Annotated in this window: 15 protein-coding genes; 1 reads left to right on the top strand and 14 read right to left on the bottom strand. The window is 65.0% G+C overall.

Annotated elements, in window-relative coordinates; genetic code table 11:
* Nucleotides 1-16: 16 nt before the first annotated feature.
* The 14 genes from ACG2LG_RS03345 to ACG2LG_RS03280 all read right to left on the bottom strand — a co-directional run bounded on the left by ACG2LG_RS03345 (nucleotide 17) and on the right by ACG2LG_RS03280 (nucleotide 18,879).
* Nucleotides 17-1,393 (bottom strand): hypothetical protein, encoded by a 1,377-nt coding sequence (locus ACG2LG_RS03345; RefSeq protein WP_396256288.1) that lies wholly within the window; start codon nucleotides 1,391-1,393, stop codon nucleotides 17-19.
* A 13-nt stretch (nucleotides 1,394-1,406) separates the two neighbouring features.
* Nucleotides 1,407-2,108, bottom strand: coding sequence for a c-type cytochrome (locus ACG2LG_RS03340; protein ID WP_396256286.1), 702 nt, complete (start codon nucleotides 2,106-2,108; stop codon nucleotides 1,407-1,409).
* A 109-nt stretch (nucleotides 2,109-2,217) separates the two neighbouring features.
* Entirely contained in the window at nucleotides 2,218-2,772 is a 555-nt protein-coding gene (locus ACG2LG_RS03335) for a DUF3341 domain-containing protein (protein WP_396256285.1), read from the bottom strand.
* A 40-nt stretch (nucleotides 2,773-2,812) separates the two neighbouring features.
* Nucleotides 2,813-4,297, bottom strand: coding sequence for an NrfD/PsrC family molybdoenzyme membrane anchor subunit (nrfD, locus tag ACG2LG_RS03330; protein WP_396256283.1), 1,485 nt, complete (start codon nucleotides 4,295-4,297; stop codon nucleotides 2,813-2,815).
* A 162-nt stretch (nucleotides 4,298-4,459) separates the two neighbouring features.
* Entirely contained in the window at nucleotides 4,460-7,873 is a 3,414-nt protein-coding gene (locus tag ACG2LG_RS03325; protein WP_396256282.1) for a TAT-variant-translocated molybdopterin oxidoreductase, read from the bottom strand.
* A 22-nt stretch (nucleotides 7,874-7,895) separates the two neighbouring features.
* A complete protein-coding gene (locus ACG2LG_RS03320) occupies nucleotides 7,896-8,594 on the bottom strand; it encodes a cytochrome c3 family protein (RefSeq protein ID WP_396256280.1) in 699 nt (232 codons plus the stop codon).
* A gap of 735 nt (nucleotides 8,595-9,329) precedes the next feature.
* Nucleotides 9,330-10,634 carry a DUF58 domain-containing protein gene (locus tag ACG2LG_RS03315; RefSeq protein WP_396256278.1) on the bottom strand — a complete coding sequence of 435 codons (1,305 nt, stop codon included), beginning with the start codon at nucleotides 10,632-10,634 and terminating at the stop codon, nucleotides 9,330-9,332.
* Nucleotides 10,631-11,647, bottom strand: coding sequence for an AAA family ATPase (locus tag ACG2LG_RS03310; RefSeq protein WP_396256276.1), 1,017 nt, complete (start codon nucleotides 11,645-11,647; stop codon nucleotides 10,631-10,633). The genes ACG2LG_RS03315 and ACG2LG_RS03310 overlap by 4 nt, the downstream gene beginning before the upstream one ends.
* The gene (locus ACG2LG_RS03305; RefSeq protein WP_396256274.1) at nucleotides 11,644-12,756 is read right to left on the bottom strand and encodes a DUF4350 domain-containing protein; all 1,113 of its coding nucleotides are present in this window, start codon (nucleotides 12,754-12,756) and stop codon (nucleotides 11,644-11,646) included. Before ACG2LG_RS03305 ends, ACG2LG_RS03310 begins: the two co-directional genes overlap by 4 nt.
* Nucleotides 12,753-14,189: a DUF4129 domain-containing protein gene (locus tag ACG2LG_RS03300; RefSeq protein WP_396256272.1), complete on the bottom strand. Its 1,437-nt coding sequence runs from the start codon at nucleotides 14,187-14,189 to the stop codon at nucleotides 12,753-12,755. Before ACG2LG_RS03300 ends, ACG2LG_RS03305 begins: the two co-directional genes overlap by 4 nt.
* Complete coding sequence (locus ACG2LG_RS03295; protein ID WP_396256271.1) at nucleotides 14,179-15,150, bottom strand: stage II sporulation protein M; 972 nt, start codon at nucleotides 15,148-15,150, stop codon at nucleotides 14,179-14,181. Before ACG2LG_RS03295 ends, ACG2LG_RS03300 begins: the two co-directional genes overlap by 11 nt.
* A complete protein-coding gene (locus tag ACG2LG_RS03290; RefSeq protein ID WP_396256270.1) occupies nucleotides 15,147-15,899 on the bottom strand; it encodes an RDD family protein in 753 nt (250 codons plus the stop codon). The genes ACG2LG_RS03295 and ACG2LG_RS03290 overlap by 4 nt, the downstream gene beginning before the upstream one ends.
* 234 nt (nucleotides 15,900-16,133) lie before the next feature.
* On the bottom strand, nucleotides 16,134-18,410 hold the full coding sequence (gene katG / locus ACG2LG_RS03285; RefSeq protein ID WP_396256268.1) for a catalase/peroxidase HPI: 2,277 nt from the start codon (nucleotides 18,408-18,410) through the stop codon (nucleotides 16,134-16,136).
* 49 nt (nucleotides 18,411-18,459) lie between these two features.
* The gene (locus tag ACG2LG_RS03280) at nucleotides 18,460-18,879 is read right to left on the bottom strand and encodes a Fur family transcriptional regulator (RefSeq protein ID WP_396256267.1); all 420 of its coding nucleotides are present in this window, start codon (nucleotides 18,877-18,879) and stop codon (nucleotides 18,460-18,462) included.
* Nucleotides 18,880-19,002: 123 nt separating this feature from the next.
* Between ACG2LG_RS03280 and ACG2LG_RS03275 the strand changes: the two genes are divergently transcribed.
* Nucleotides 19,003-21,507: a DUF1553 domain-containing protein gene (locus ACG2LG_RS03275; RefSeq protein ID WP_396256266.1), complete on the top strand. Its 2,505-nt coding sequence runs from the start codon at nucleotides 19,003-19,005 to the stop codon at nucleotides 21,505-21,507.
* Nucleotides 21,508-21,509 lie beyond the last annotated feature (2 nt).

Genomic DNA, 21,509 nt, shown 5'->3' with positions numbered 1-21,509 from the left:
AACGCTGAAACCTTGATCAGTTCGAGACGTTGGCCGACTCGAGGATGCGCGGGTCGCGGTTGGGATAGAGGTTGTTGGAGCCGAGGGCGCGCAGGAAGAAGAACACGAAGCCGGAGCCGATCGTGACAAAGGCGAGAAGGTCCCCCCAGAAGGCCCCTGGGATCGCCGTGGTCACGTGACCGAAAGTCTCGGGCAGCATGTTCATCAACGACACCGAGCGCTCCGGAATCACGATGATGTAGAGGTCCACGACATGCATCACGAGCATGTAGACCGCCATCAGGCTGAGCATCTTCGGGTTCCTCTTCAGCCATGCCTGCAGCAGGATGACGAAGGGCACCACGAAGTGGCCGAAGACGAGGAAGATGTTCGCGGTGTTCCAACCGCCGGTGTTGCGGATCAGGAAGTAGCTCGTTTCCTCCGTGATGTTGGCATACCAGATCAGGAAGAACTGCGAGAAGGCGATGTAGGCCCAGAAGATGGTGAAGGCGAGGAGCAGCTTGCCTTTGATGTGGAAGTGCTCGGGGCTCACCACCCGCTTCATGTAGCCGGCCTGGTGCAGCAGGGCGACCGTGATGATGATCACCGCCATCGAGTTCAGCGCGGAACCGGCGAAGAGGTAGACGCCCCACATCGTCGAGAACCACTTGAAGTCGAGGCCCATCAGCAGGTCGAAGGCCGCGAAGGTGATGGTGATCGCGAAGAGGATGAAGGTGTAGGTCGAGTGGAAGCGGGCCTGGAAAAGGCGCTTGGTGCCGGGATTCGGATCGGTGTCCTGGGCCACCGAAAGCTTGCGGAGGCCGCGGATGACGAGGGTCATCGACACGAAGTAGAAGATCATCCGCGTGTACCAGGCGAACAGGTTCATGTACCACGCCTTGTACTTCAGCAGCGCGTGGTGGTTCTCGTAGAACCACGCCTTCATCGCTTCCGATCCGTAGAAGCCGAAGAGCGACTTCGGATTGGCTTCGAAGGTGGAGATTCCGTCGATGGCGGCGGCCTCGCGGTGGGTGTTCATCCACTCGTAGAGGTACTTCTGCACCGCCGGGCAAAGCAGCGGGATGGCGAACAGGCAGATCCAGGGGAACACCGAGCCCAGGTTCTCCATCACGCGGCGGACCGCGGTCCCCCACCCCGAGTTGGAGACATTGTGGAGCAGGGTCCAGAAGATGCCGCCGATGGCGAGGGTGAAGAAGAAGAAGAAGGCAAAGAGCCAGGAATAGGCGAAGGGAGCCTTGACCGACTCCGGCGCGAAAAAGAGCAGCACGGCGCTGACCAGCGAAAGCAGCGCGCAGAGGCCGCCGGAGACCGTCTTGATCTTCGACGCGGTCGCGTTCTGCAGCCGCTCGCCGTCGGCGGGGATGTCAGCGGAGGTGACGAAATGGGATGCCATGGTGAAATTGGGATTACTGGGCGCCTTGCTCCTCTTTCAGTTGGGCTTCGAAGGCCGCCTGGATCGACGGCTCGGAAAGCGGCGCCTTGCGCGAAAGCTGGAGGGCCCGCACGTAGGCGACGATCGCCCAGCGGTCGCGCAGCGGCAGGTTGTGCTTGTATCCGCCCATGTTGCCCTTGCCGTTGGTGATCACGTCGTAAAGGCGACCATCCGGATACCCGGGGTGCTTGAAATTATCGAGGGTCAGATTGGCGATGCCGGGCACGCCGTAGCTCGCCGCCACCCCGAGACCGTCGCCGGACTCCCCGTGGCAGGGCATGCAGTTGACATTGTAAACCTCCATCCCGCGGCGGATGAAGGCGTCGACGTTGTCGTCGTTCAGGCCGAGTTCCTCCGGCATGCCGTTGGAATAGTAGCCCTCGATACCACCGGTCTCGTAGTAGCCGGCACCACCACCGAATTCATACTCCGGCACTCCGCCAAGGTCGGTCTGTCCGTCGGGAAGGAACCCGAGTGGATGAGTGCCCGCGACCGGATGACGCCCCCCGGCACCGTCGGCGAAGAACTCGCTCGGCTTCTGGGACTTCAGCTTGTCCTGGTCGTCCATGTCGGGGAACAGGCGCAGCGGCGTGTCCGGCGACTTTTCACCGCGCATCGGCAGCAGCCCGATGACGAGCGCGGCGATGATCGCGTAGGCGAGGAAGAAGTATTTCACGATGTCTTCGACGGAGAGATTAGCAGATTGGGAAATTGGGGGATTGGGGAGCGGAAGCGTGGCGAATGTTGGAACTTGGCACTTTTCACTTGGAACTTCCGCGCAGCGGTCAGTCCTCCTCCTCGATGAGTTCGATGTTGGATCCACCGGCCTCTTCGAGAAGCGAGCGGGTGCCGTCGGGGCTGAATTTCGGATCGCGGGCCTCGATGGCGATGAAGAAGGCGTCGTCGGTCGCCCGATGGAACTGGCGGCTGGCGAAGAGCGGGTGGTTGAGCCGGGGCAGCTTGATCAGCGCCAGCAGCCCGAAGAGCACGGTGAACCCGGAGAACAGGATGGTCAGCTCGAACATCGGCGGGAAGAAGGCCGGCACGGTGAAGATGTTGGTCGGCTTCGACTGGACCACCGTCGGGTAGATCTGCACCTGCGTGATGTAGGCGAGGAAGAATCCCGTCGCGAGGCCGGTCATGCCGCCGAAGAAGACGAACCAGGGCAGGATCGAGCGCTTGATCCCCATCGCGCCGTCGAGACCGTGGATCGGATAGGGCGAATGGCAGTCCCACTTGCGGAAACCGGCATCACGCACCTGTTCCGCGGCCTTGTAGAGGGCGGAGGCGCTCTTGAACTCGGCAAGGTAGCCGTAAACTCGTTTGCGGGTGGTACTCACGGTGAAAGTTCCAAGTTCGAAGTTCCAGGTTCCAATTCCATCACGCGGTCGCCTCCTTTGATCCGTGGAGTTCCTGTTGGTAGGCCGCCTCAGCCTGAACGCCCTCGTCGGGATGATCCTCGTGGTCGTCGTGGTGCGGGTCGGACTCCGGCAGGGTCCATTTCACCTCGGCGATGTTGATGCACGGCAGGAAGCGCAGGAAGAGCAGGAAGAGCGTGAGGAACATGCCGATCGTGCCAATGAACAGCAGCATGTCCTGCCCGCTCGGGGAGTAGTACTTCCAGTCACCCGGCAGCCACATGCGGGCGAGCGTGGTGACGATGATGACGAAGCGCTCGAACCACATGCCGATGTTGACGCACATCGCCACGGCCATCACGACCCACAGGTTCTCGCGACACCACTTGAACCAGAAGACCTGCGGCGAGATGACGTTGCAGAACATCATGCAGAAATAGGCCCAGTTGTAGGGGCCGGTGATGCGGTACTTGAAGGCCTCCATCTCGAATTTCGCACCCGAGTAGAAGGCGACGAAGAGCTCCATCAGGTAGGCGTAGCCGACGATGGTGCCGGTCAGCAGGATGATCTTCGCCATGTTGTCGATGTGCTTCATCGTGATCAGGTCCTGCAGACCGTAGATGAAGCGCGCCGGGATCATGATGGTGAGCACCATCGCGAAGCCACCGAAGATGGCGCCGGCGACGAAGTAGGGCGGAAAAATGGTGGTGTGCCAGCCGGGCACGACCGAGGTGGCGAAGTCGAAGGAGACGACCGAGTGCACCGAGAGCACCAGCGGCGTGGAAAGCGCGGCGAGCAGCAGGTAGGCCATCTCGTAGTGGCTCCACTGGCGGTTGCCGCCACGCCAGCCGAGCGAGAAGATGCCGTAGAGCAGCTTGCGCAGGCCCGGCTTGCAGCGGTCGCGGATGGTCGCGAGGTCGGGGACCATGCCGAGATACCAGAAAATCAGCGAGATGGTGAAGTAGGTCGAGACCGCGAACACGTCCCACAGCAGCGGCGACTTGAAGTTCTGCCAGATTGCGTTGGCGTTGGGGATCGGGGCGAGGAACCAGGCCATCCACACGCGGCCGACGTGGAAGGCGGGGAAGATGCCGGCGCACATCACCGCGAAGATGGTCATCGCCTCCGCCGCGCGGTTGATCGAGGTCCGCCAGTTCTGGCGGGTGAGGAAGAGAATCGCCGAAATCAGGGTTCCGGCGTGGCCGATGCCGATCCAGAACACGAAGTTCACGATCGGCCAACCCCACATCACGCGGTTGGTGTTTCCCCAGACCCCGACGCCGGTGGAAACCAGGTGGAAGAGGCCGAAGCCGACGCCCACGGCGGCGATGATCGAGCTCGGAATGAAAAGCAGCCACCAGAGGAAGGGCTGGCGGTTCTCCAGCACGCCGCAGATCCGCTCGGTGATCCAATGGTAGGACCGATCGTTGAGGATCAGCTTCTCGCGCTTGAGGACCGGAAGCTTCGGTCCCTCGCGGGTCGGTTTGGTTTCTGTGGCGGTGGCCATCTTGGGAAATCAGTTGGAGACGGAAGACTCGAAGACAGAAGACCGAAGACTTGAGCAAGCCTGAGTCGCGGTTTTCACGGGATGCGAGCTTCGCATGAGATGGGTGGAATACTTTTTCGGGATCAGATCTTTCGTCTTCAGTCTTGAAGTCTTCCGTCTCGACTAGTGCATGTGAATGGTGGCTTTGCCGATGCTCTGGGCACCGGGCATGGCTTTGTTCGGATTCTTCACGCGGGCCAGATAGCTGGTTCGCGGGCGGGTGCCGATGTAGTTGAGAAGGTCGTAGTTCCGGTCGAGACCCTTGACCTTGATCTTCTCGAACTCGTCCTCACCCACGATGTCCCGGATCGACTTCATGTCGTTGCCCTTGGCCCGGGTCATGCGCGAGTCGGGATCGAGCAGGTTGCCGAAGGCGATCGCATCGGCGGGGCAGGCTTCCTGGCAGGCCACCTTCACCGAATCAACCGGGATGCGAAGCTCCGGCGTGCCGATCTTCGTCGACGCCGAATCGCCGCTGGCGAGCGACTCCTGCTTCTGGCGGCGCTTCTGGCGGATCTGGGAATCCTTCAGGCGCTGGACGCAGTAGGTGCACTTTTCCATAACCCCGCGCATCCGGACGGACACGTTCGGGTTGCGCTGGAGGTGCGGCGCGGTGCCGACCTGTTTCTCGCCGAGCGGCCCGCGGTAGAGGTTGTGGGGAACGAGCGGGTTGCGCTTGTTGTAGTCGAAGAAGTTGAAGCGGCGCGCCTTGTACGGACAGTTGTTGGCGCAGTAGCGGGTGCCGATGCAGCGGTTGTAGGCCATCGCGTTGAGGCCGTCCTCGGTGTGCACCGTGGCGTTCACCGGGCAGACCGTCTCGCAGGGAGCGGATTCGCACTGGACGCAGGCCACCGGCTGCGGAATCAGCTCGATGTTTTCCTCGTCGTAGACCTTCTCGCCGTCCTCCTTGACGTAGTTGCCCTCGTCGTCCTTGAGCGGCTGGACGGCAAAGTAGCGGTCCATGCGGATCCAGTGCATCTCGCGGCCCATGGCGAGCTGCTCCTTGCCGACGATCGGGATGTTGTTCTCAGCCTGGCAGGCCACGAGGCAGGCGTTGCAGCCCATGCACGAGCTGAGGTCGATCGACATGCCCCACTGGTGAAGCGGATCGGTCGGGTTGGCGGGCTTGTAGAGGGAGATGTTCGGCGGGATGTGGGAATCCATGCCGTGCTTCTTGACGCTCGCGAGCTGCTGCTCGAAGTCGCCCTTCTTCTTGTCCTCGAGGGTCGAAACCTCGCGGGCAAGCGCCCGGCCATACATGGAGTGGTGCTCCTGCACGGCGGCGATCGAGTAGCGGGTGCCGGTCGCCACGAGCGTTCCTTCCACTGCGGCAAAATACCCGGTGTCTTTCGTCCGCAGAGGATAGACGTTGAACCCGCTGTTCACGCCGACCAGGCCGACGTGGCTCTCGTTGAGCGGGCCACGGCCGAGTTCGTCGTCGGCATTGAAACCCTGACCGTATCCGAGCGAGACGATGACGGTGTCCTCGGCCTGGCCGAAGCCAATCTGCACCGGAAGCTCCATTTCGACACCGTTGACCTTGATCTTCACCAATTGCCCGCTGCGGTGCTGGCCCTCGCCGTCCTCCGGCTTGGCAGCCGTCGGCGTCTCCAGCTTCACGATCTTGTCGTAGATGCCGAGCTTCTTGGCTGTCTTCGGGGCGATCAGCGCGACGTTGTCCCAAGAGACCTTTGAAATCGGATCGGGTGCTTCCTGGAGCCAGCCGTTGTCGATCCAGCGGCCGTCGTAGATGGAGCCGTCGGTGGCGAAGATGACCTCGAGCCCGCCGTCCACGGCCTTCGGGGCCTTGGCCACCAGCTCGCTCGCCTTTGCGGAATCGAGTGAAGGCTCGGCGGCCTCATACTTGGAATCCGCGTAGAAGCCGTCGCGGAGGAACTTCTTCCAGTCCTCCTCCTTGTCACCGGCGAGCCCGGCGAAGGTCTTGCGCACCTCCGCGTGGGCCGGCGAGGCGGCTCCTTCCTCCCCTTCCCCGGTGAGCAGCACGCCTGCCTCGGAAAGCAGGGCCGCGAGCACCTCCAGTTCGCTGGCGCAGTCGGCGTAGAGCGGCAGAATCAGCGGCTGGACCACCGTGTGCACGCCGCTGGCACTGCGGGTGTCCGACCAACTCTCCAGGTAGTGGCTGGCGGGAACGTGCCAGGTGGACAGGTGGGCGGTGGCGTCGGTCCGTGGTCCGAAATGGATGCTGGTCTTCGCCTTGGCCAGCGCATCGCCGAACTTGAGATCGGCAGGAGCGTCGTAGACCGGGTTGGACGGGGTGAAAAGCAGCAGGTGCTCAACCGCCCCGGAGTCGAGGTCGGCGGTCAGCGCCTCGATGTCACCCAGGCCCTCGTTGCCGGTGAGCACGGACCGCAGCGGCTTGTCCTCGCCGACGTTGCCGAGCTTGGCATTGATCGCGGCGACGAAGTGATGAACCACCTCCGGCGCGCGGCTGCCGGCGACAACGGCCGAGCGGCCGGCATGCTCCTTGAGGTCGTCGACCAGGGGCGTGATCCACTCCTGCAGCGACTTTGCAGGAACCTCCACCCCGCCGACAGGCGCATCGGCACCGACCAGACGGGCGATATGGGCGGCGACCTGCAGCAACTGGCTCGGCTTGATTCTCAGGCGGTGATCCGCCATCCCGCCGGTCAGCGAGAAGCCGCTTTCCACTGCATAGAGGCGGTTGAGCCCGTCCTGTGAGGCGGGCTTGTCGTAGTCCTTGCCCTCCGGCTTGCGGCGGTCGAAGAACGGCGTCACCGGACCCACGGGATCGAGGCCGGCGAAATCGCAGTCGAGGGAAACGATGCGGTCCGCCTTGGCAAAATCGGCCACGTAGCCCTTGCCGTCGCCCGCCGCCTTGTGGGCCTCGCCCTCGAGCGCCTCGTAGCCGTAGAAGCGGGCGTTGGAGAACTTCGCGGCGAGTTCCTTGCGCAGGCGGGCACGGGTCGGCGAATCGTCGCGCCCGAAGAGGAATCCTACCTTGGCACCGGTGTCCTTCGCCAGCGCGGTGAAGGCGACCTCGAAGTCCTTGCGCGACGACGGCTGGCCGTTGCGGAGCACGCGGGTCGAGCGGTATGGCGAATAAAGGTCGAGCACCGAGGCCTGGGCGAAGGAGTCGGTGCCGGCATGATCCGGGTGCAGCGTGTTCGGCGCCAGCTTGGTCGGGCGGCCCTCGAAGGAGGTCACGACCAGCGGCGTGGCCCCGCCCATGCGGGGGAAACTGCTCGCATAGTAGGTCGCCTTGCCGGGGATCACCCACTCGGGCGCCTGAGCGTAGGGAAGGATGTGGGCCTCGGGGCGTCGGCACGCGGCCATGCCGAAGCCGGCCAGCGCGGTCGAGGCCCCCATCAGCTTGAGGAAGCTCCGGCGGGAGGTTTCGGCCTCCTCCTGGTTCGCCATTTCGGCGGCCCCGCGGGGGAACTCGCGTTCCAGCCACTCGCGGAAGTCGGCGGTGTTCTCGAGCTGGCCCGTGCTGCGCCAGGCGACGGTGTTTTCGTCGGCGGGCAGTTCGGGGTGTTGCCAGATGCGTTTGCTCATGGGTGGGCGAAAGAAAATGAAATCAGTGGTGGCAGGTGGCGCAGGACTCGCGGGGCTGGACCTGCCACAACTCCTTGAGCTTCAGCCCGAGGTCCTCGGTGGTCGTGACGCCCTCGTCGTTGGCGACGTACTTGGCCACGTCGCCGTCGCCATACTCGAAATTGAAGATCTCCTCCATCGGCCGCAGGTGCTTCTCCGGTGCCCGGTGGCATTCGAGGCACCAGCCCATCGACAGGTTCTCGGCCTGGTAAACGACCTCCATCTGGTCGACCCGCCCGTGGCAGCTCTGGCAGGAAATGCCGCGGTTCACGTGGGCGGCGTGGTTGAAGTAGGCGTAGTCCGGCACCTTGTGGATGCGCACCCACTCGACCGGCTTGCCGAAGTCCGGGTGGTCCGGATTGAAGCGGTCGCGCAGCGGCTGGAGCTTCGGACTCTCCTGCTGGACGTGCTGGTGGCAGTTCCAGCAGGTGTTCGAGGTCGGCACGTTCGAGTGACCCGAGACGTCGACGAAGGAGTGGCAGTAGCGGCAGTCGATGCCCAACTGCTCGCTGTGGATGCGGTGGGAGAACGGAATCGGCTGCGACGGCTGGTAGCCGACCGCGAGGGTTTTCGGCGTCGCGTAATAGGTGAACCCGGCAACCACACCGATGCCGAGAGTGATCACGCAGATTCCGATCTTGAAGGGCAGGAGATTGGTCCAGCGCGGGAAGAAATTGGCCATGGTGATCGTCGACAGGATGCTCGGCGGCGGGGAAAACAGGAGCTTGTGAAAATTTTCACAAGCAATTTTCAGGTCCCTCCGGCACAGGGGTCCGGCGGGGCGCGCCGATGTTGCAAACGAACCCGATGCTGGCAACCGCAAAAACCGCTGGATTTCTGAAAAATCGCGCGGGGGTAATCATTATTGAGACTCAATCCAAGGAAGACCTCTGGGATCTCCCATCCGCCGACGAACCGCTCCGATTTCCGGCTCCATCCCCGCTCTCCGGGCCGCCGCCGGGTTCCAATTCCTGTCCGCGCTTTCCACCGATTCCGTGAAGGAATGTCCACGGACGCCGAAGGGGGAAACATCCGGCGTCCGTGGGCCCTTTGCGGGGGCAGTGCTTCCTTACGTGACGACCCTGTCACGTCGTCCCCGGTCCGGCCATTACGTGATCGCGTCCGTGCCCACCGCCCTGAAAAAGCGCGGGCGCCGGAGGGGGAGACTTCCAGCGCCCGTGCGAGTCGCCCCGTAGGGGTTTCACAGCACGGGAAGAGTGCCACCCTCTCCCCCATCCGGGTATTACGCCATCGCGGGAAAAGGATCGCGCGACGCCGTCGCGCATCGCGAGTTTTCAGGGCACGCCATCCACACAGCTCCCTTCAGTTCAGGGAGACCGCAGAGAAAGCCCCTCCAACCCTTTCACCAGCAAACCCCTCCCCGTCCCACGATGCGCGACAGCGTCGCGCGGTCCTTTCAAAGCCGCCCCGCGGCCTTGATGTCGAGATAGCGGTTGGCCAACGCCACCGGCAACTCCTGGGCCGGGACATCCAGAGTCAACACCCCGTGACCCCGCAGGGTGGCCATCACTTCCTCGCGCTCCCCGTCGTAGCGCTCGGCCGCGGCGAAACGCAGGGCATCACGATAGGCCTCGACCGGAGTGGTCCGGGCCGCCTCCACCGATTGCTCCCGCAGGCTCGCCAGCATCACCAGATGCCGCGACGCGAGGATCTTCAATGCCGGCAAGACCTCGGGGGCATCCTCACCCCGCAGGTTCGTGAGCAGCACGACCAACGCCCGCCGCCGTTGCCGCGCCTGCAGCCGCTCGGCTCCCGCCGCGAAGTCGCTCGGCTCGGGGGTCGTCTGGTAGTCGAACAGGTGATGCAGCAGGGTCGCCATCGAGTGCGCCCCCTTCACCGGTGGCAGCCAGCGGTTGCTGCCGCCGAAGGACTGCACCCCGACCTGGTCGCCCTGCCTCAGCGCCACGTAGGACAGCAACAGCATGGCATTCAGGCAGTGGTCGAACTGAGGCAATTCCCCATCCATCGCCCGCATCCGGCGACCGGTGTCCGTTAGAAAGACAATCGTCTGGTTCCGTTGCTCCTGGAACTCCCGGCTGATCAACGACAGCCGCCGCGAGGTCGCCTTCCAGTCGATCTGCGACAGCGGATCACCCTCACGGTACTCGCGCAGTTGATGGAAGTCCCGGCTGCTGCCGGCCAACGACCGCCGGACGATCCCCATTTGCTCCTGGCGCGCCTGCATCGCCAGCAGGGCGAACCGCACCACCGGCTCGTAATCCGGATAAACCTTCACCTCCTCCTCGGCGCAGGCGGTTCCCCGACGCCACCACAGTCCAAGCGGCGACCGAAATCGGAAATGCACCGGCCGGAAGAGGGCGACACCACGCTCCAGCATCCGCACCGGATGATAGACCAACGCCCGCCCCTGGGCCTGGATCGGCCCGCGCCACGGCATCGCCTCGGCTTCCGCCCCCTCCGGGATTCCATCGAAAACCTCCACGTCCAGAGCCCGGACCCCGGGATTGGAAACCTCCATCCGAACCTCGCCCGCCTCACCCAGCGCAAAGCGGTCCGGCAAGGTGCGCTCGATCGACGGCACCGCTGAGAACCTCAAGGCCAGACCGTCGAGCAGCAGGAAGAGCAGCAGCACGCCGCCGATCACCCACCACGCGATCAGCCCGTCGGGCCGGATCGACACCACGACGCCGACCGCACCCCACAGGGCGACGGCATGCAGCACTCGGCGGGTCGGGGTCACTGCCGGGGAGCGGGCACGGAGTCCACCAGACCCCGCAGGATGTTATCGATGTCCTGGCCGCCGATGGCGACCTCCGGAGCGAGCTGGACCCGGTGCCGAAGCACCGGCAAGGCCGCCGCCTTGATGTCGTCGGGGGTGACGAAGGAACGGCCGTGCAGCACCGCCACCGCCTTGCCGATCCGCACCAGCGCGATCGCCCCGCGGGTCCCCGCACCGAGGGCCACCGCCTGCGATTCGCGGGTCGCCTTGACGATCGCCACCGCGTAGTCGACCACCTCCGGAACCACACGCACGGCGGCGGTTTCGGCCTGCGCCGCGACGATCGCCTCGGGCGTCGCCACCGCCTCCACCGCCTCCACGGGACTCGATCCGGGCTTTTCCGCCGCCGACCGGGTCACGATTTCCGACTCCGCTCCGGCATCGGGATAGTCGAGCAGCACCTTCATGACGAAGCGGTCGAGCTGCGCCTCGGGCAGTGGATAGGTTCCCTCGTGCTCGATCGGGTTCTGCGTCGCCAGGGTCATGAACGGCGGGCTCAGCAGCATCGATTCGCCATCGATCGTGACCTGCCGTTCCTGCATCACCTCCAGCAGCGCCGACTGGGTCTTGGCGGGTGCCCGGTTGATCTCGTCGGCCAACAGCAGGTTGGTGAAGACCGGCCCCTTCCGCAGCTGGAAGGTCTGGCTTTTCATGTCGAAGAGCCGGAAACCGGTGACATCGGAGGGCATCAGGTCCGGCGTGAACTGGATGCGTCCGAACACCCCGGAAAAGCTCTTCGCCATCGCCAGCACCAACTGCGTCTTGCCGAGCCCCGGCTTGCCTTCGAGCAGCACGTGACCACCCGCCAGCAAGGCCGCCAACACCTGGCTGATCACCTCGGTCTGACCCAGCACGGCACGGCCGATCTGTTCCCTCATCGCGTTGGCGACCCGGCTCGCCTCGGACAGGGCCGGTGCCGGGGCGGCCTCGACGGGTGCCTCCGGTGTGGATTCGATTTCGTTTTCTTCGTTCATGGAATGGACAGGTGGAGCTTCTGGAGATCGGCGACCAGGCGGGTGAATCCGCCGGCATCGCGGGCACGTTCGAACGTCATCGCCCGCTCGGCCCGCTCCCGGGGAATCCCGGAGCGCTCGGCCATCAGGTCGAAAATATCGGCATCCGGCCGGCCCGTCGAGATGGCCAGGCGATGCGCGCGCTCGACCAACGACTCGCGCAGTGGCCGCAGCAGGCCTTCGCCCCGGTCCAGCCGCCAATGGAAATCGCCCAGCGACTCGAGGTGGTGATCGTAGGCCCGGAGAATGCCCTCGGACTCGACGGAATCCAGCGGGCCGAAGCGCGGCAGGTTCTTCCACAGCCAGAAAGCCACCAGTAGCAGCAAAGCGACCAGGGCGGGCCATCCCCGATTCCACAGCAAGGCCCAGAACGAGAGGGAAGCGTTCCGAACGAAGCTCACGGTGCCGTAGCACGGCGAAAGCTCGACCAGCCTCGCCAGCAACGAGGCGTGATCATAGTCGCCGATGTATCGGTTTCGGAAGGGACGGGCATCCGCGACCACGGTCAACCGCCCCTCCCCGTAGGGCACGGAGATCAAAGGGGATTCCTTCCCCTCCCGCTCGACCGAAAACGCCGTCTCGATCGACACCTCGAATGTCTCCCCCTCGATCACCACCTCCTCGGTCAGCGTTTTGTCACCACCATCCCACCGGCTTCCCGAAATCGTCAGCCCCGCGCGCCCGGCCCAGTCCTCGAAAGGGGTTGCGTCCTTCTCCATCAATTGGTCCAGATGCCTCCAATCCGGAAGCTCATTCCAGTCGCTGAGAAACGTCTCGCCCCGTTCGAGGAAGATCACCGTGTGCCCGCCCCATTGCGTCCACTGCTCGAGGTCCCGCACGTAGCCCTCGGCTCCGAGCACCGAGGCCGGCATCAGCACCATTGCCTCCTCGCCCTCGAAGGCCGGCCAGCCCGGCTTGCTCACCACCTCGTAATCGAGGCGCTCCAGCAGGCGTTCCGCCGCCAGGTAGGGATTCACGCGCGCCCGGCCCTTGTGACCGACGTCGCGCGTTTCCTCGACGTAGTCGCAAGCCACCAGCGCCAGCGCCAGGATGACGGCCAGCCACCTCACGCGCTCCCCCTTTCCACGAAGGGCCAACTGCCGCACAGGGACTCGATCCGGGCGTCGGTCGGCAGCTCGCGGGCGTAGGCCAGCCGCACCCACTCGCCGGTCAGCTCGGAGAAATAACCGGCGTGTCCCGCCCCCGCCCGGTCCACCCGGCCGAGGCAATCGTTCTCGGTGTCCGACTCGGCGATCTCGACGCCGCCGTGCCGGATCATCCATGAAATCGCCCCCCGGTAGAGCAGGCTCATCGCCTCATGGTGCCGGCCCTCGCGCCACGCCCGCAGCGCCGTGCTCGCCACGTCTTCGGGCAGGCTCTCCGGCGTGACCTCCATGCCCATCACCACCCGCGCGGCGGCACCGTTCCGCGGCACCCTCGCGCCGCCCCTGCCGGCAAACAGATGCCGGTAGCGGTAGATCAGCCAGACCAGCAGGCCGACCAGCCCCGCCGCGAGGGCGACCTGGAGAAACAACACCAGCGCCCCCATCACGCCTCCCGCCGAAGGATTCCAACCCCACCAGTCGAAGTCCCACCCGGTCCAGCGCTTGCTGGTTTCACTGTGGACCTCGAAGTCCGGATCCTTGAGCACCTCCTCGATCACCCGCTGCGCCTCCGCATCGGGCGCGGCGTGGGCCGGCCCACCGAAACCAAGGACCAACACCAGCATCACCGCGACGGCCAGCTTGCCGAGACGGTTGGCGAGGCGCCGGAAGGCCAGCTCGACATCCCAGCCCTCGATCCACGTACGATGATTGACGTAGATCCCGAAGCCGCAGCCGGTCGAAAACAGGTCCACCAGCCAGATCGAGAGCGCAAAGGACAGCATCACCGCCATCGCCAGCCCCGCGGGCGGATCGATCAGATCGCCATCCCACCACAGGGAGATCACGTCGTTCCATTCCGAGGAGGCGACGTCGGGAATGAACAGCATCCCGGTGCAGAAGAGGGTCAGCGCCAGCCAGAAGGTGAGAAAGAAGCGCCACATCGCGAGGATGATCACGCTCGAGTCGCCGCGCCGCATCAGGATCCGGCAGCGGTTCGTATAGTCCTTGCCCCGCAGACCCTCGAGATCCTCGACCGGCATGGTCAGCGGCCGCCATGGCGACAGTCGCGCCCAGACGAGGCGGTAGAAGAAGCGCCGCCGGATGGCCCGCGGCAGCTCGCGAAACAGATCCCCCCATCCGGGCTTGTCGCCGAAGAGGATGCGGCTGAGCTGGAACAACGCCAGCCGCGAGGCGACCGGCACCCACAACCAGAAGACGACCGTGAACCAGATCGGATGCCGCCAGAGTAGCGGAAAGACCAGCAGCGTGGGCAGCATTCCCAGCCACCAGGCCCCCGAGAGCCGCCAGAAATCGCGCCGGACCAGCGCCAGACCGAGGTCCACCGACTCCCAGTCACTGCGGGGCCGCAGCTCGGCGGTCACTTCTTCAAGCTTCACGCGACGCCCCCCTTCCCAACAGCGTGAAGTAGGCGATGTGCAGCACCCAGAAGCTGATGCCCACGGTGTATTTCACCTCCGCCGGCATCCGCTGCGCCGACCAGAAGCCCTCGATGAAAGCGGCGATCACGGTCATGCCGGCCGCTCCGATGATCAGCGGCAGGGCCCGTTTCGCCGACGCGGCGATCGCCTTGCCGCGGGACATCCTCCCCGGCTTCAGCACCGCCAGGCCGAGCCGCATGCCGGCCACCCCGGCGATGATCATTCCGATCAACTCGAAGGAGGAATGGCCCGCCACGAAGGTCCAGAAGGACTGCGGGTTGCAGGCGTAGGTCACGTAGCCGGCCGACGCCCCGATCGCCAGGCCGTTGTAAACGATGAAGAAGATGGTCCCGAGGCAGGCGACGATCCCTCCGGCGAAGATCCGGAAGTCGATGCTCACGTTGTTCTGGATGTAGTGGCCGAACATCATGAAGTTCGAGCCGAACTCCTCGCGCAGGTGGGCGATCTGCTCCTCCTCCCCGCCATACATCGCCTCCAGGCCGGCCATGCCCTCGGGACCCAGGATCGCCTGCACCCAGTCGAGGTCGATCCACGCCATCGCCATCATGCCGAAGAAGGGCACCCAGAAAAGCGCGCTGCACAGCCAGAACAGGCGCCATTCGCGCCGCACCACCGCCGGGAAATCCGCCACGATGAAACGGACGAAGGACTCGCTGCCCTTGCGCCGGCTCCGGTAGAGCAGCTTGTAGCCCCGGATCACCAGCGCATTGAGCCGGTCGACCATCCGCCCGCGGTACATCCGGTGGCTGGCCAGCGCCAGATCCGAGCAGACCTCGCGGAAGCGCCGCGGCAGGTCGGCCACCCCCACCTCCGGCTTGCCCTTCTCGACGCTGGTCACCAGACGCTCGTACTCCTCCCACGCCTCCCGCCGCTGCTCTTCAAATCCGCCCTCGTTCATCTCCGGTCGCGGTCCTTGAGCCAGTGTGCCATCGCCATCAGCCGCGAGACGCCCGCAGGGCCCCGGCTGCCACTCAGATCCCTCGCATGATCCGCGATCTCCTCACGCCGTCCCTCCGACCACAGCCCGGCCCGGTCGCGGAAGGCCGCCAGCGCCCGCGCCTCCTCGGGCCGCAGGGCCACCGCCGGTGCCACCGACTGGATCGGCGGAGGTGCCGGCACCTCCGGCTCCGGTGCCAGCCGGTCGTAGACCACGACGGTGCCCGCCGCCAGATCCCCGAGCCGCTGGAAGCGCCGCGTCGCCACCACCGTCGCCAGCGCGAAGCCAAAGGTCGGCAGACCCGCGAAACCGAAGCCGAGGAAGGGCATGCCGTCGGCGTAGCGCAGGAAGTTCCGCAGCACCGCCTGACCGAAGGTGATCGGTGAACCGGAGGTCTGCACGACCCGCAGGCCGACGATCTTTTTCCCCGGCGTCGCTCCCCATTTCCCCCACTCGAAAAAGACCGGATACCACCACCAGATGAAAAACCACAGCAGGCTGATCAGCCCCGCCGATGTCAGACTTCCGACCATCAGGCCGGCGATCATCAGGACAAAGGAAACCAGCAGGATCACCGCCCATTGGATCACCAGGTCCAGCGCCAGCGCGCCACCCCGCAGCAGCGGTCCCGCGATCCGGAGTCGGACCTCCACGCCCTCCGCCAGCTCGATGGCCTGCAGGGTGTCCAGTCGTGTTCCGGCCGGCTCCATGGTGAAAGGTCGCGCCCACGCTAACCCCACCTTCCCCAAGGTAAATCCCGAAGTCAGCCCGGGGATGGATCCCAGACCAATGCCGCCTCCTGAAGGAGGAACTACAAACATCACAAGTCCGCCTGTTCGGTTCGTAGTTCCCCCTTGAGGGGGTCCAACCGCCCCACCAAAAAAGCCCCCGACATCACCCTTCACAGGCAACATCGGGGGCTTGAATCTCGGGCGTTTCGCCAATCAACCGTGCAGGTCGAAGCGATCCAGCTCCATCACCTTGGTCCAGGCGGCGACGAAGTCCGCGACGAACTGGCTTCCGCCATCGGCGCAGGCGTAGACCTCGGCCTGGGCGCGCAGGATGGAGTTGGAGCCGAAGACCAAGTCGGCACGGGTGCCGCTCCACTTGGTTTCCCCACTCGCCCGGTCGATCGCCGCGAAGGCATTGCCGCAGGGCGACACCTGCTTCCACTCGACGTCCATGCCCAGCAAGTTGACGAAGAAGTCATTGCTGAGCACGCCGACACGATCGGTCAGGACTCCGTGCTTGGATCCATCGTAGTTGGTCCCGAGCACGCGCATGCCGCCGACCAGGACGGTCAGCTCGGTCGGCGTGAGCGTGAGCAACTGGGCCTTGTCGATGAGCAAGGCCTCGGCCGACACCGCCAAGGTTCCCTTGAGGTAGTTGCGGAAGCCGTCGGCCAAAGGCTCGAGCACCTCGAAGGATTCGGCATCGGTCTGCTCGGCCGTGGCATCGGTGCGACCGGGCGTGAAGGGAACCGTCACCTCCTGCCCACCGTCCTTGGCCGCCTTCTCAACGCCGGCACATCCGGCGAGCACGATCAGATCGGCGAGCGAGACCTTCTTGCCATCGGACTGCGCGTCGTTGAACTCGCTCTGGATGGCCTCCAGCACTTCGAGCACGCGGGCGAGCTGGGACGGGTTGTTCACCTCCCAGTCCTTCTGCGGCGCAAGACGCACGCGGGCACCATTGGCGCCACCGCGCTTGTCGGATCCGCGGAAAGTCGAGGCCGAGGCCCAGGCGGTGGACACCAACTGGGAAACCGTCAGACCGGAATCCAGCACCTTGGCCTTCAGCGCGGCCACGTCCGCCTCGTCGATGAGCGGATGATCGACCTCCGGAACCGGGTCCTGCCAGATCAGGTCCTCGTCCGGCACTTCCGGACCGACGTAGCGGGACTTCGGCCCCATGTCGCGGTGGGTGAGCTTGAACCAGGCCCGCGCGAAAACGTCGGCGAACTCGTCGGGATTCTCGAGGAAGCGGCGCGAGATCTTTTCATACTCGGGATCGGCGCGCAGCGCGAGGTCGGTGGTGAGCATGGTCGGCTTGTGCTTCTTCTCCGGATCGTGGGCGTCGGGAATGACATCCTCGGCATCCTTGGCCACCCACTGCCAGGCGCCCGCCGGGCTCTTGGTCAGCTCCCATTCGTAGTTGAACAGGTTCTCGAAGTAGTAGTTGCTCCACTGCGCAGGGGTCTGGGTCCAGGTCACCTCGAGACCGCTGGTGATGGTGTCACCGCCCTTGCCGCTGCCGTAGCTGTTCTTCCAGCCGAGACCCTGCTCCTCGATCGGAGCCCCTTCGGGATCGGCCGAGACGCTTTCGGCCGGGCCGGCCCCGTGGCACTTGCCGAAGGTGTGCCCGCCGGCGACCAATGCCACCGTTTCCTCGTCGTTCATCGCCATCCGCGCAAAGGTCTCGCGGATGTCATGCGCGGCCTTCTCCGGAATCGGCTGCCCCTCGGGACCTTCCGGGTTCACGTAGATCAGACCCATGTGCGTGGCACCAAGCGGTGCCTCGAGATTGCGGTTCTCCAGATCCACATCACCGGAGCTGGGCGCGGTTCCCTCCAGCGGGGCGCCTTCCGTCTTCCCGCCATCGGACTTTGTGGTCGTCGCCGAACGACCGTAGCGCTCGTCGGTGGCAAGCCACTCGGTTTCCCGGCCCCAGTAAACGTCCTGGTCCGGCTCCCAGGTGTCGGGGCGACCACCGGCGAAGCCGAAGGTCTTGAAGCCCATGGTTTCGAGCGCGACGTTGCCGGCGAGGATCATCAGGTCGGCCCAGGAAAGCTTGCGGCCGTACTTCTGCTTGATCGGCCACAACAGGCGACGCGCCTTGTCGAGGTTGCCGTTGTCCGGCCAGCTGTTGAGCGGCGCGAAGCGCTGCTGGCCGCGACCTCCGCCACCGCGACCGTCCTGGATGCGGTAGGTGCCGGCGCTGTGCCAGGCCATGCGGATGAAAAACGGTCCGTAGTGACCGAAGTCCGCCGGCCACCAATCCTGCGAGTCGGTCATCAGGTCGGCGAGATCCTTCTTCAGCGCGTCGTAGTCGATCGACTTGAAGGCCTCGGCATAGTTGAAGTCGGCTCCCATCGGATCGGACTTCTCGGAATGCTGCGTGAGCAGCTCGACCTTGAGGCGGTTCGGCCACCAGTCTTCGTTCGTGGTTCCCCCGCCGGCGGTCGCGGCGGTGGAGCTGAAGGGACATTTGGATTCTGACATGGTTGTTTCGGGTATGGGGTTGGTTCGTGGTTGGATGGATTGAAAAAGTTCAGCGGTGCTTCCTGCGGCAGTCCTTGCACCTGCCCCAGTAAACCACCTCGGCCTCATCGATCTCGAAGCCGTGGCTCTGGGCGGCGGTCAGGCACGGGGTGTCGCCCACCGCGCAGTCGACATCGACGGTCACCCCGCAGCTTCGACAGACCAGGTGGTGATGGTTGTCGCCCACACGGTCCTCGTACATCGCCGGCGAGCCCGCCGGGTGGATCCGCCGCAAGAGCCTTTTCTCGGTCAACACCCCGAGAACGTTGTAAACCGCCTGACGCGAAATGGTGCCGATCGACGCCCGCACGTCCTCGGCGATCGCATCGGCCGTCCCGTGGGGCCGCGCCGCCACCGCCTTCAGGACGGCCACCCGCTGCGCCGTCACCGGCACGCCGTGCGCACGCAATAGGTCGGAGGGATCGGTCACGGCACCCAGCTAGGACCCTGATCTGGACTTTGTCAAAAACTTGTTGCAATCCATTTCAGCCAGCCTTCCTCCGACCCTTGACTCGACCCGCTCATTGCCCACCCTGCCTGCGATTCCCTGATCATGCGTCCGACTCTCATCGCCCTGCTTCCCGCCATGCCGCTCGTCGCGTTGGCGGAGCCGATCTCCTACAACCGCGACATCCGCCCCATCCTCTCGGAGAACTGCTTCTCCTGCCACGGCCCGGACAAGGCTTCGCGCGAAGCCAAGCTCCGGCTCGATGTCCGCGAGGCCGCCATCGACCGGGATGCCATCGTTCCGGGCAACGCGGCGGAGTCCGAGATGATCTTCCTGATCAACAGCGAGTTTGAGGACGAACTCATGCCGCCGCCCGAGTCCCACAAGTCGCTGACAGCTCAGGAAAAAGCCCTGCTCGCCGAGTGGATCAACCAGGGCGCCCCCTACGAATCCCACTGGTCCTACATCCCGCCCAAGCGTCCTGAAGTGCCGGACATGGGAGCCGGGCATCCGATCGACAATTTCATCCTCGCCGGCCTGAAATCCGAAAAGCTGACTCTCTCGGAACCCGCCGACGACCCCACCCTCATTCGCCGCCTGTCGCTCGACCTCACCGGCCTGCCGCCCGTCACCACCGGCGTCACGGATCCCGTCGCAGCCATCGACCGGTTGCTCGAGTCGCCCCATTTCGGCGAGCGGATGGCTGTCCACTGGCTCGATCTCGCCCGTTACGCCGACACGATCGGCTACCACGGCGATCTGGAACGCGACGTCACACCCTATCGCGACTACGTGATCGAGTCCTTCAACTCGAACAAGCCCTACGACCGGTTCATCGTCGAGCAACTCGCCGGGGACCTGCTCGACGATCGCACCATCGAAACCCGGGTCGCCTCGACCTTCAACCGCCTCAACCAGATCTCCGCGGAGGGCGGCATCCAGGATGCCGAATACATCGCCAAGTACTACGCCGAGCGGGTCCGGGCGACCTCGGTCGCCTTCCTCGGTTCGACCATGGGCTGCGCCGAGTGCCACGACCACAAGTTCGATCCCTTTTCGATGAAGGACTTCTACGCGATGGAGGCCTTCTTCGCCGACATCTTCGAAAAGGGCGCCTACACCGGAGACGGGCGCTACAACGAGGGTGCCGACATCAAGGACCATCCCGACCTCGTCATGGGTCGCTGGGGACCGGAGCTGCGGCTTCCCGACCCCGAGCAGTCCAGGGAACTCGAGCGGATCCAGTCGGCCATCCCTCCGCTGGAAGCAGAACTCAAGAAGGACACCCCCGAGCGCGAGGAGGCTTTCGCAAAATGGCTGGCCGAGATCCGCGAAGCCGAGGCGCCCAAGCTGCCGAAACCCGTCGCCAACGCCCTGCAGCAGACCCGGGACAAGGAGCCGGACGCCAAGCAGAAGGAAATCCTCCAGAACCACTTCCGTTCCGTGGACCCGGAACTCAAGGAAGTGGAGGCCAAACTCAAGAGCCTCCAGCAGCAGGAGAAGCAGCTGCTCGGCCGCATCCGCTCCACCCTGCCAAGCGTTTCGACCAAGCCGCGCACCGTGCGCCTCCTGACCCGGGGCGACTGGACCACCCCCTCCGATGAGGTCATGGAGCCCGCCTTCCCCGAGTTCCTCGCCGGCAGCGCTTCCGTCGAATCCGCCGACCAACGCCTCACCCGTCTCGATCTCGCCCGCTGGATCGCCTCGCCGGAGAATCCCCTCACCGCCCGCGCCTACGTCAACCGCGTCTGGGCCCTGTTCTTCGGCACCGGGCTCTCGCGCGACCTCCAGGACCTCGGCAATCAGGGCCAGTGGCCGACCCACCCCGAACTCCTCGACTGGCTGGCCGTCGAGTTCATGGAGTCGGGATGGAACGTCAAGCAACTCGTCCGCACCATCGTCACCTCCCGGACCTACCGGCAGTCGTCGAATGTTTCGGATGAACTGCTGGAGCGCGACCCCTACAACGTCCACTACGCGCGCCAGAACCCGCGGCGCCTCGACGCCGAGTTCATCCGCGACAATGCCCTGGCCGTCTCGGGCCTGCTCAACCCGCGGCTCGGCGGACCCAGCGCCCGCCCCTACCAGCCGGCCGGCTACTACGCGCAGCTGAATTTCCCGAAGCGGACCTACCAGCACGACACCGATGACAACCAGTACCGTCGCGGGCTCTACATGCACTGGCAGCGTTCCTTTCTTCACCCGATGCTCAAGGCCTTCGACGCGCCCTCCCGCGAGGAATGCACCGCCAGCCGCGCCTCCAGCAACACCCCGCTCCAGGCACTCGACCTGCTCAACGATCCCACCTTCGTCGAGGCCGCCCGCGCCCTCGCACAGGAGATGCTGGCGGACGACGCCAGCCTGGAAGCCCGGATCGACGGGGGCTTCCAGCAGCTTCTCTCGCGATCGCCCACGCCGGAGGAAACCGGACTCCTCTCCGCTCTCCATGAAAAGCAGCTCGCCCGCTACCGCGGGAACCCCGACGACGCCAGGGCGTTCCTCTCCGTGGGGATGCACCCGGCCGGCAGCGAGGATCCGGCGGAACTCGCCGCGATGACGGCCGTCGCCCGCGTCATGCTCAACCTCCACGAGTCCATCACCCGCTACTGAAA

Source organism: Haloferula sp. A504, from assembly GCF_044385805.1.
Taxonomy (GTDB): domain Bacteria; phylum Verrucomicrobiota; class Verrucomicrobiia; order Verrucomicrobiales; family Akkermansiaceae; genus Haloferula.
Note: the sequence above shows the minus strand (reverse complement) of the source record. Positions and strands in the feature narration are given on the sequence as shown.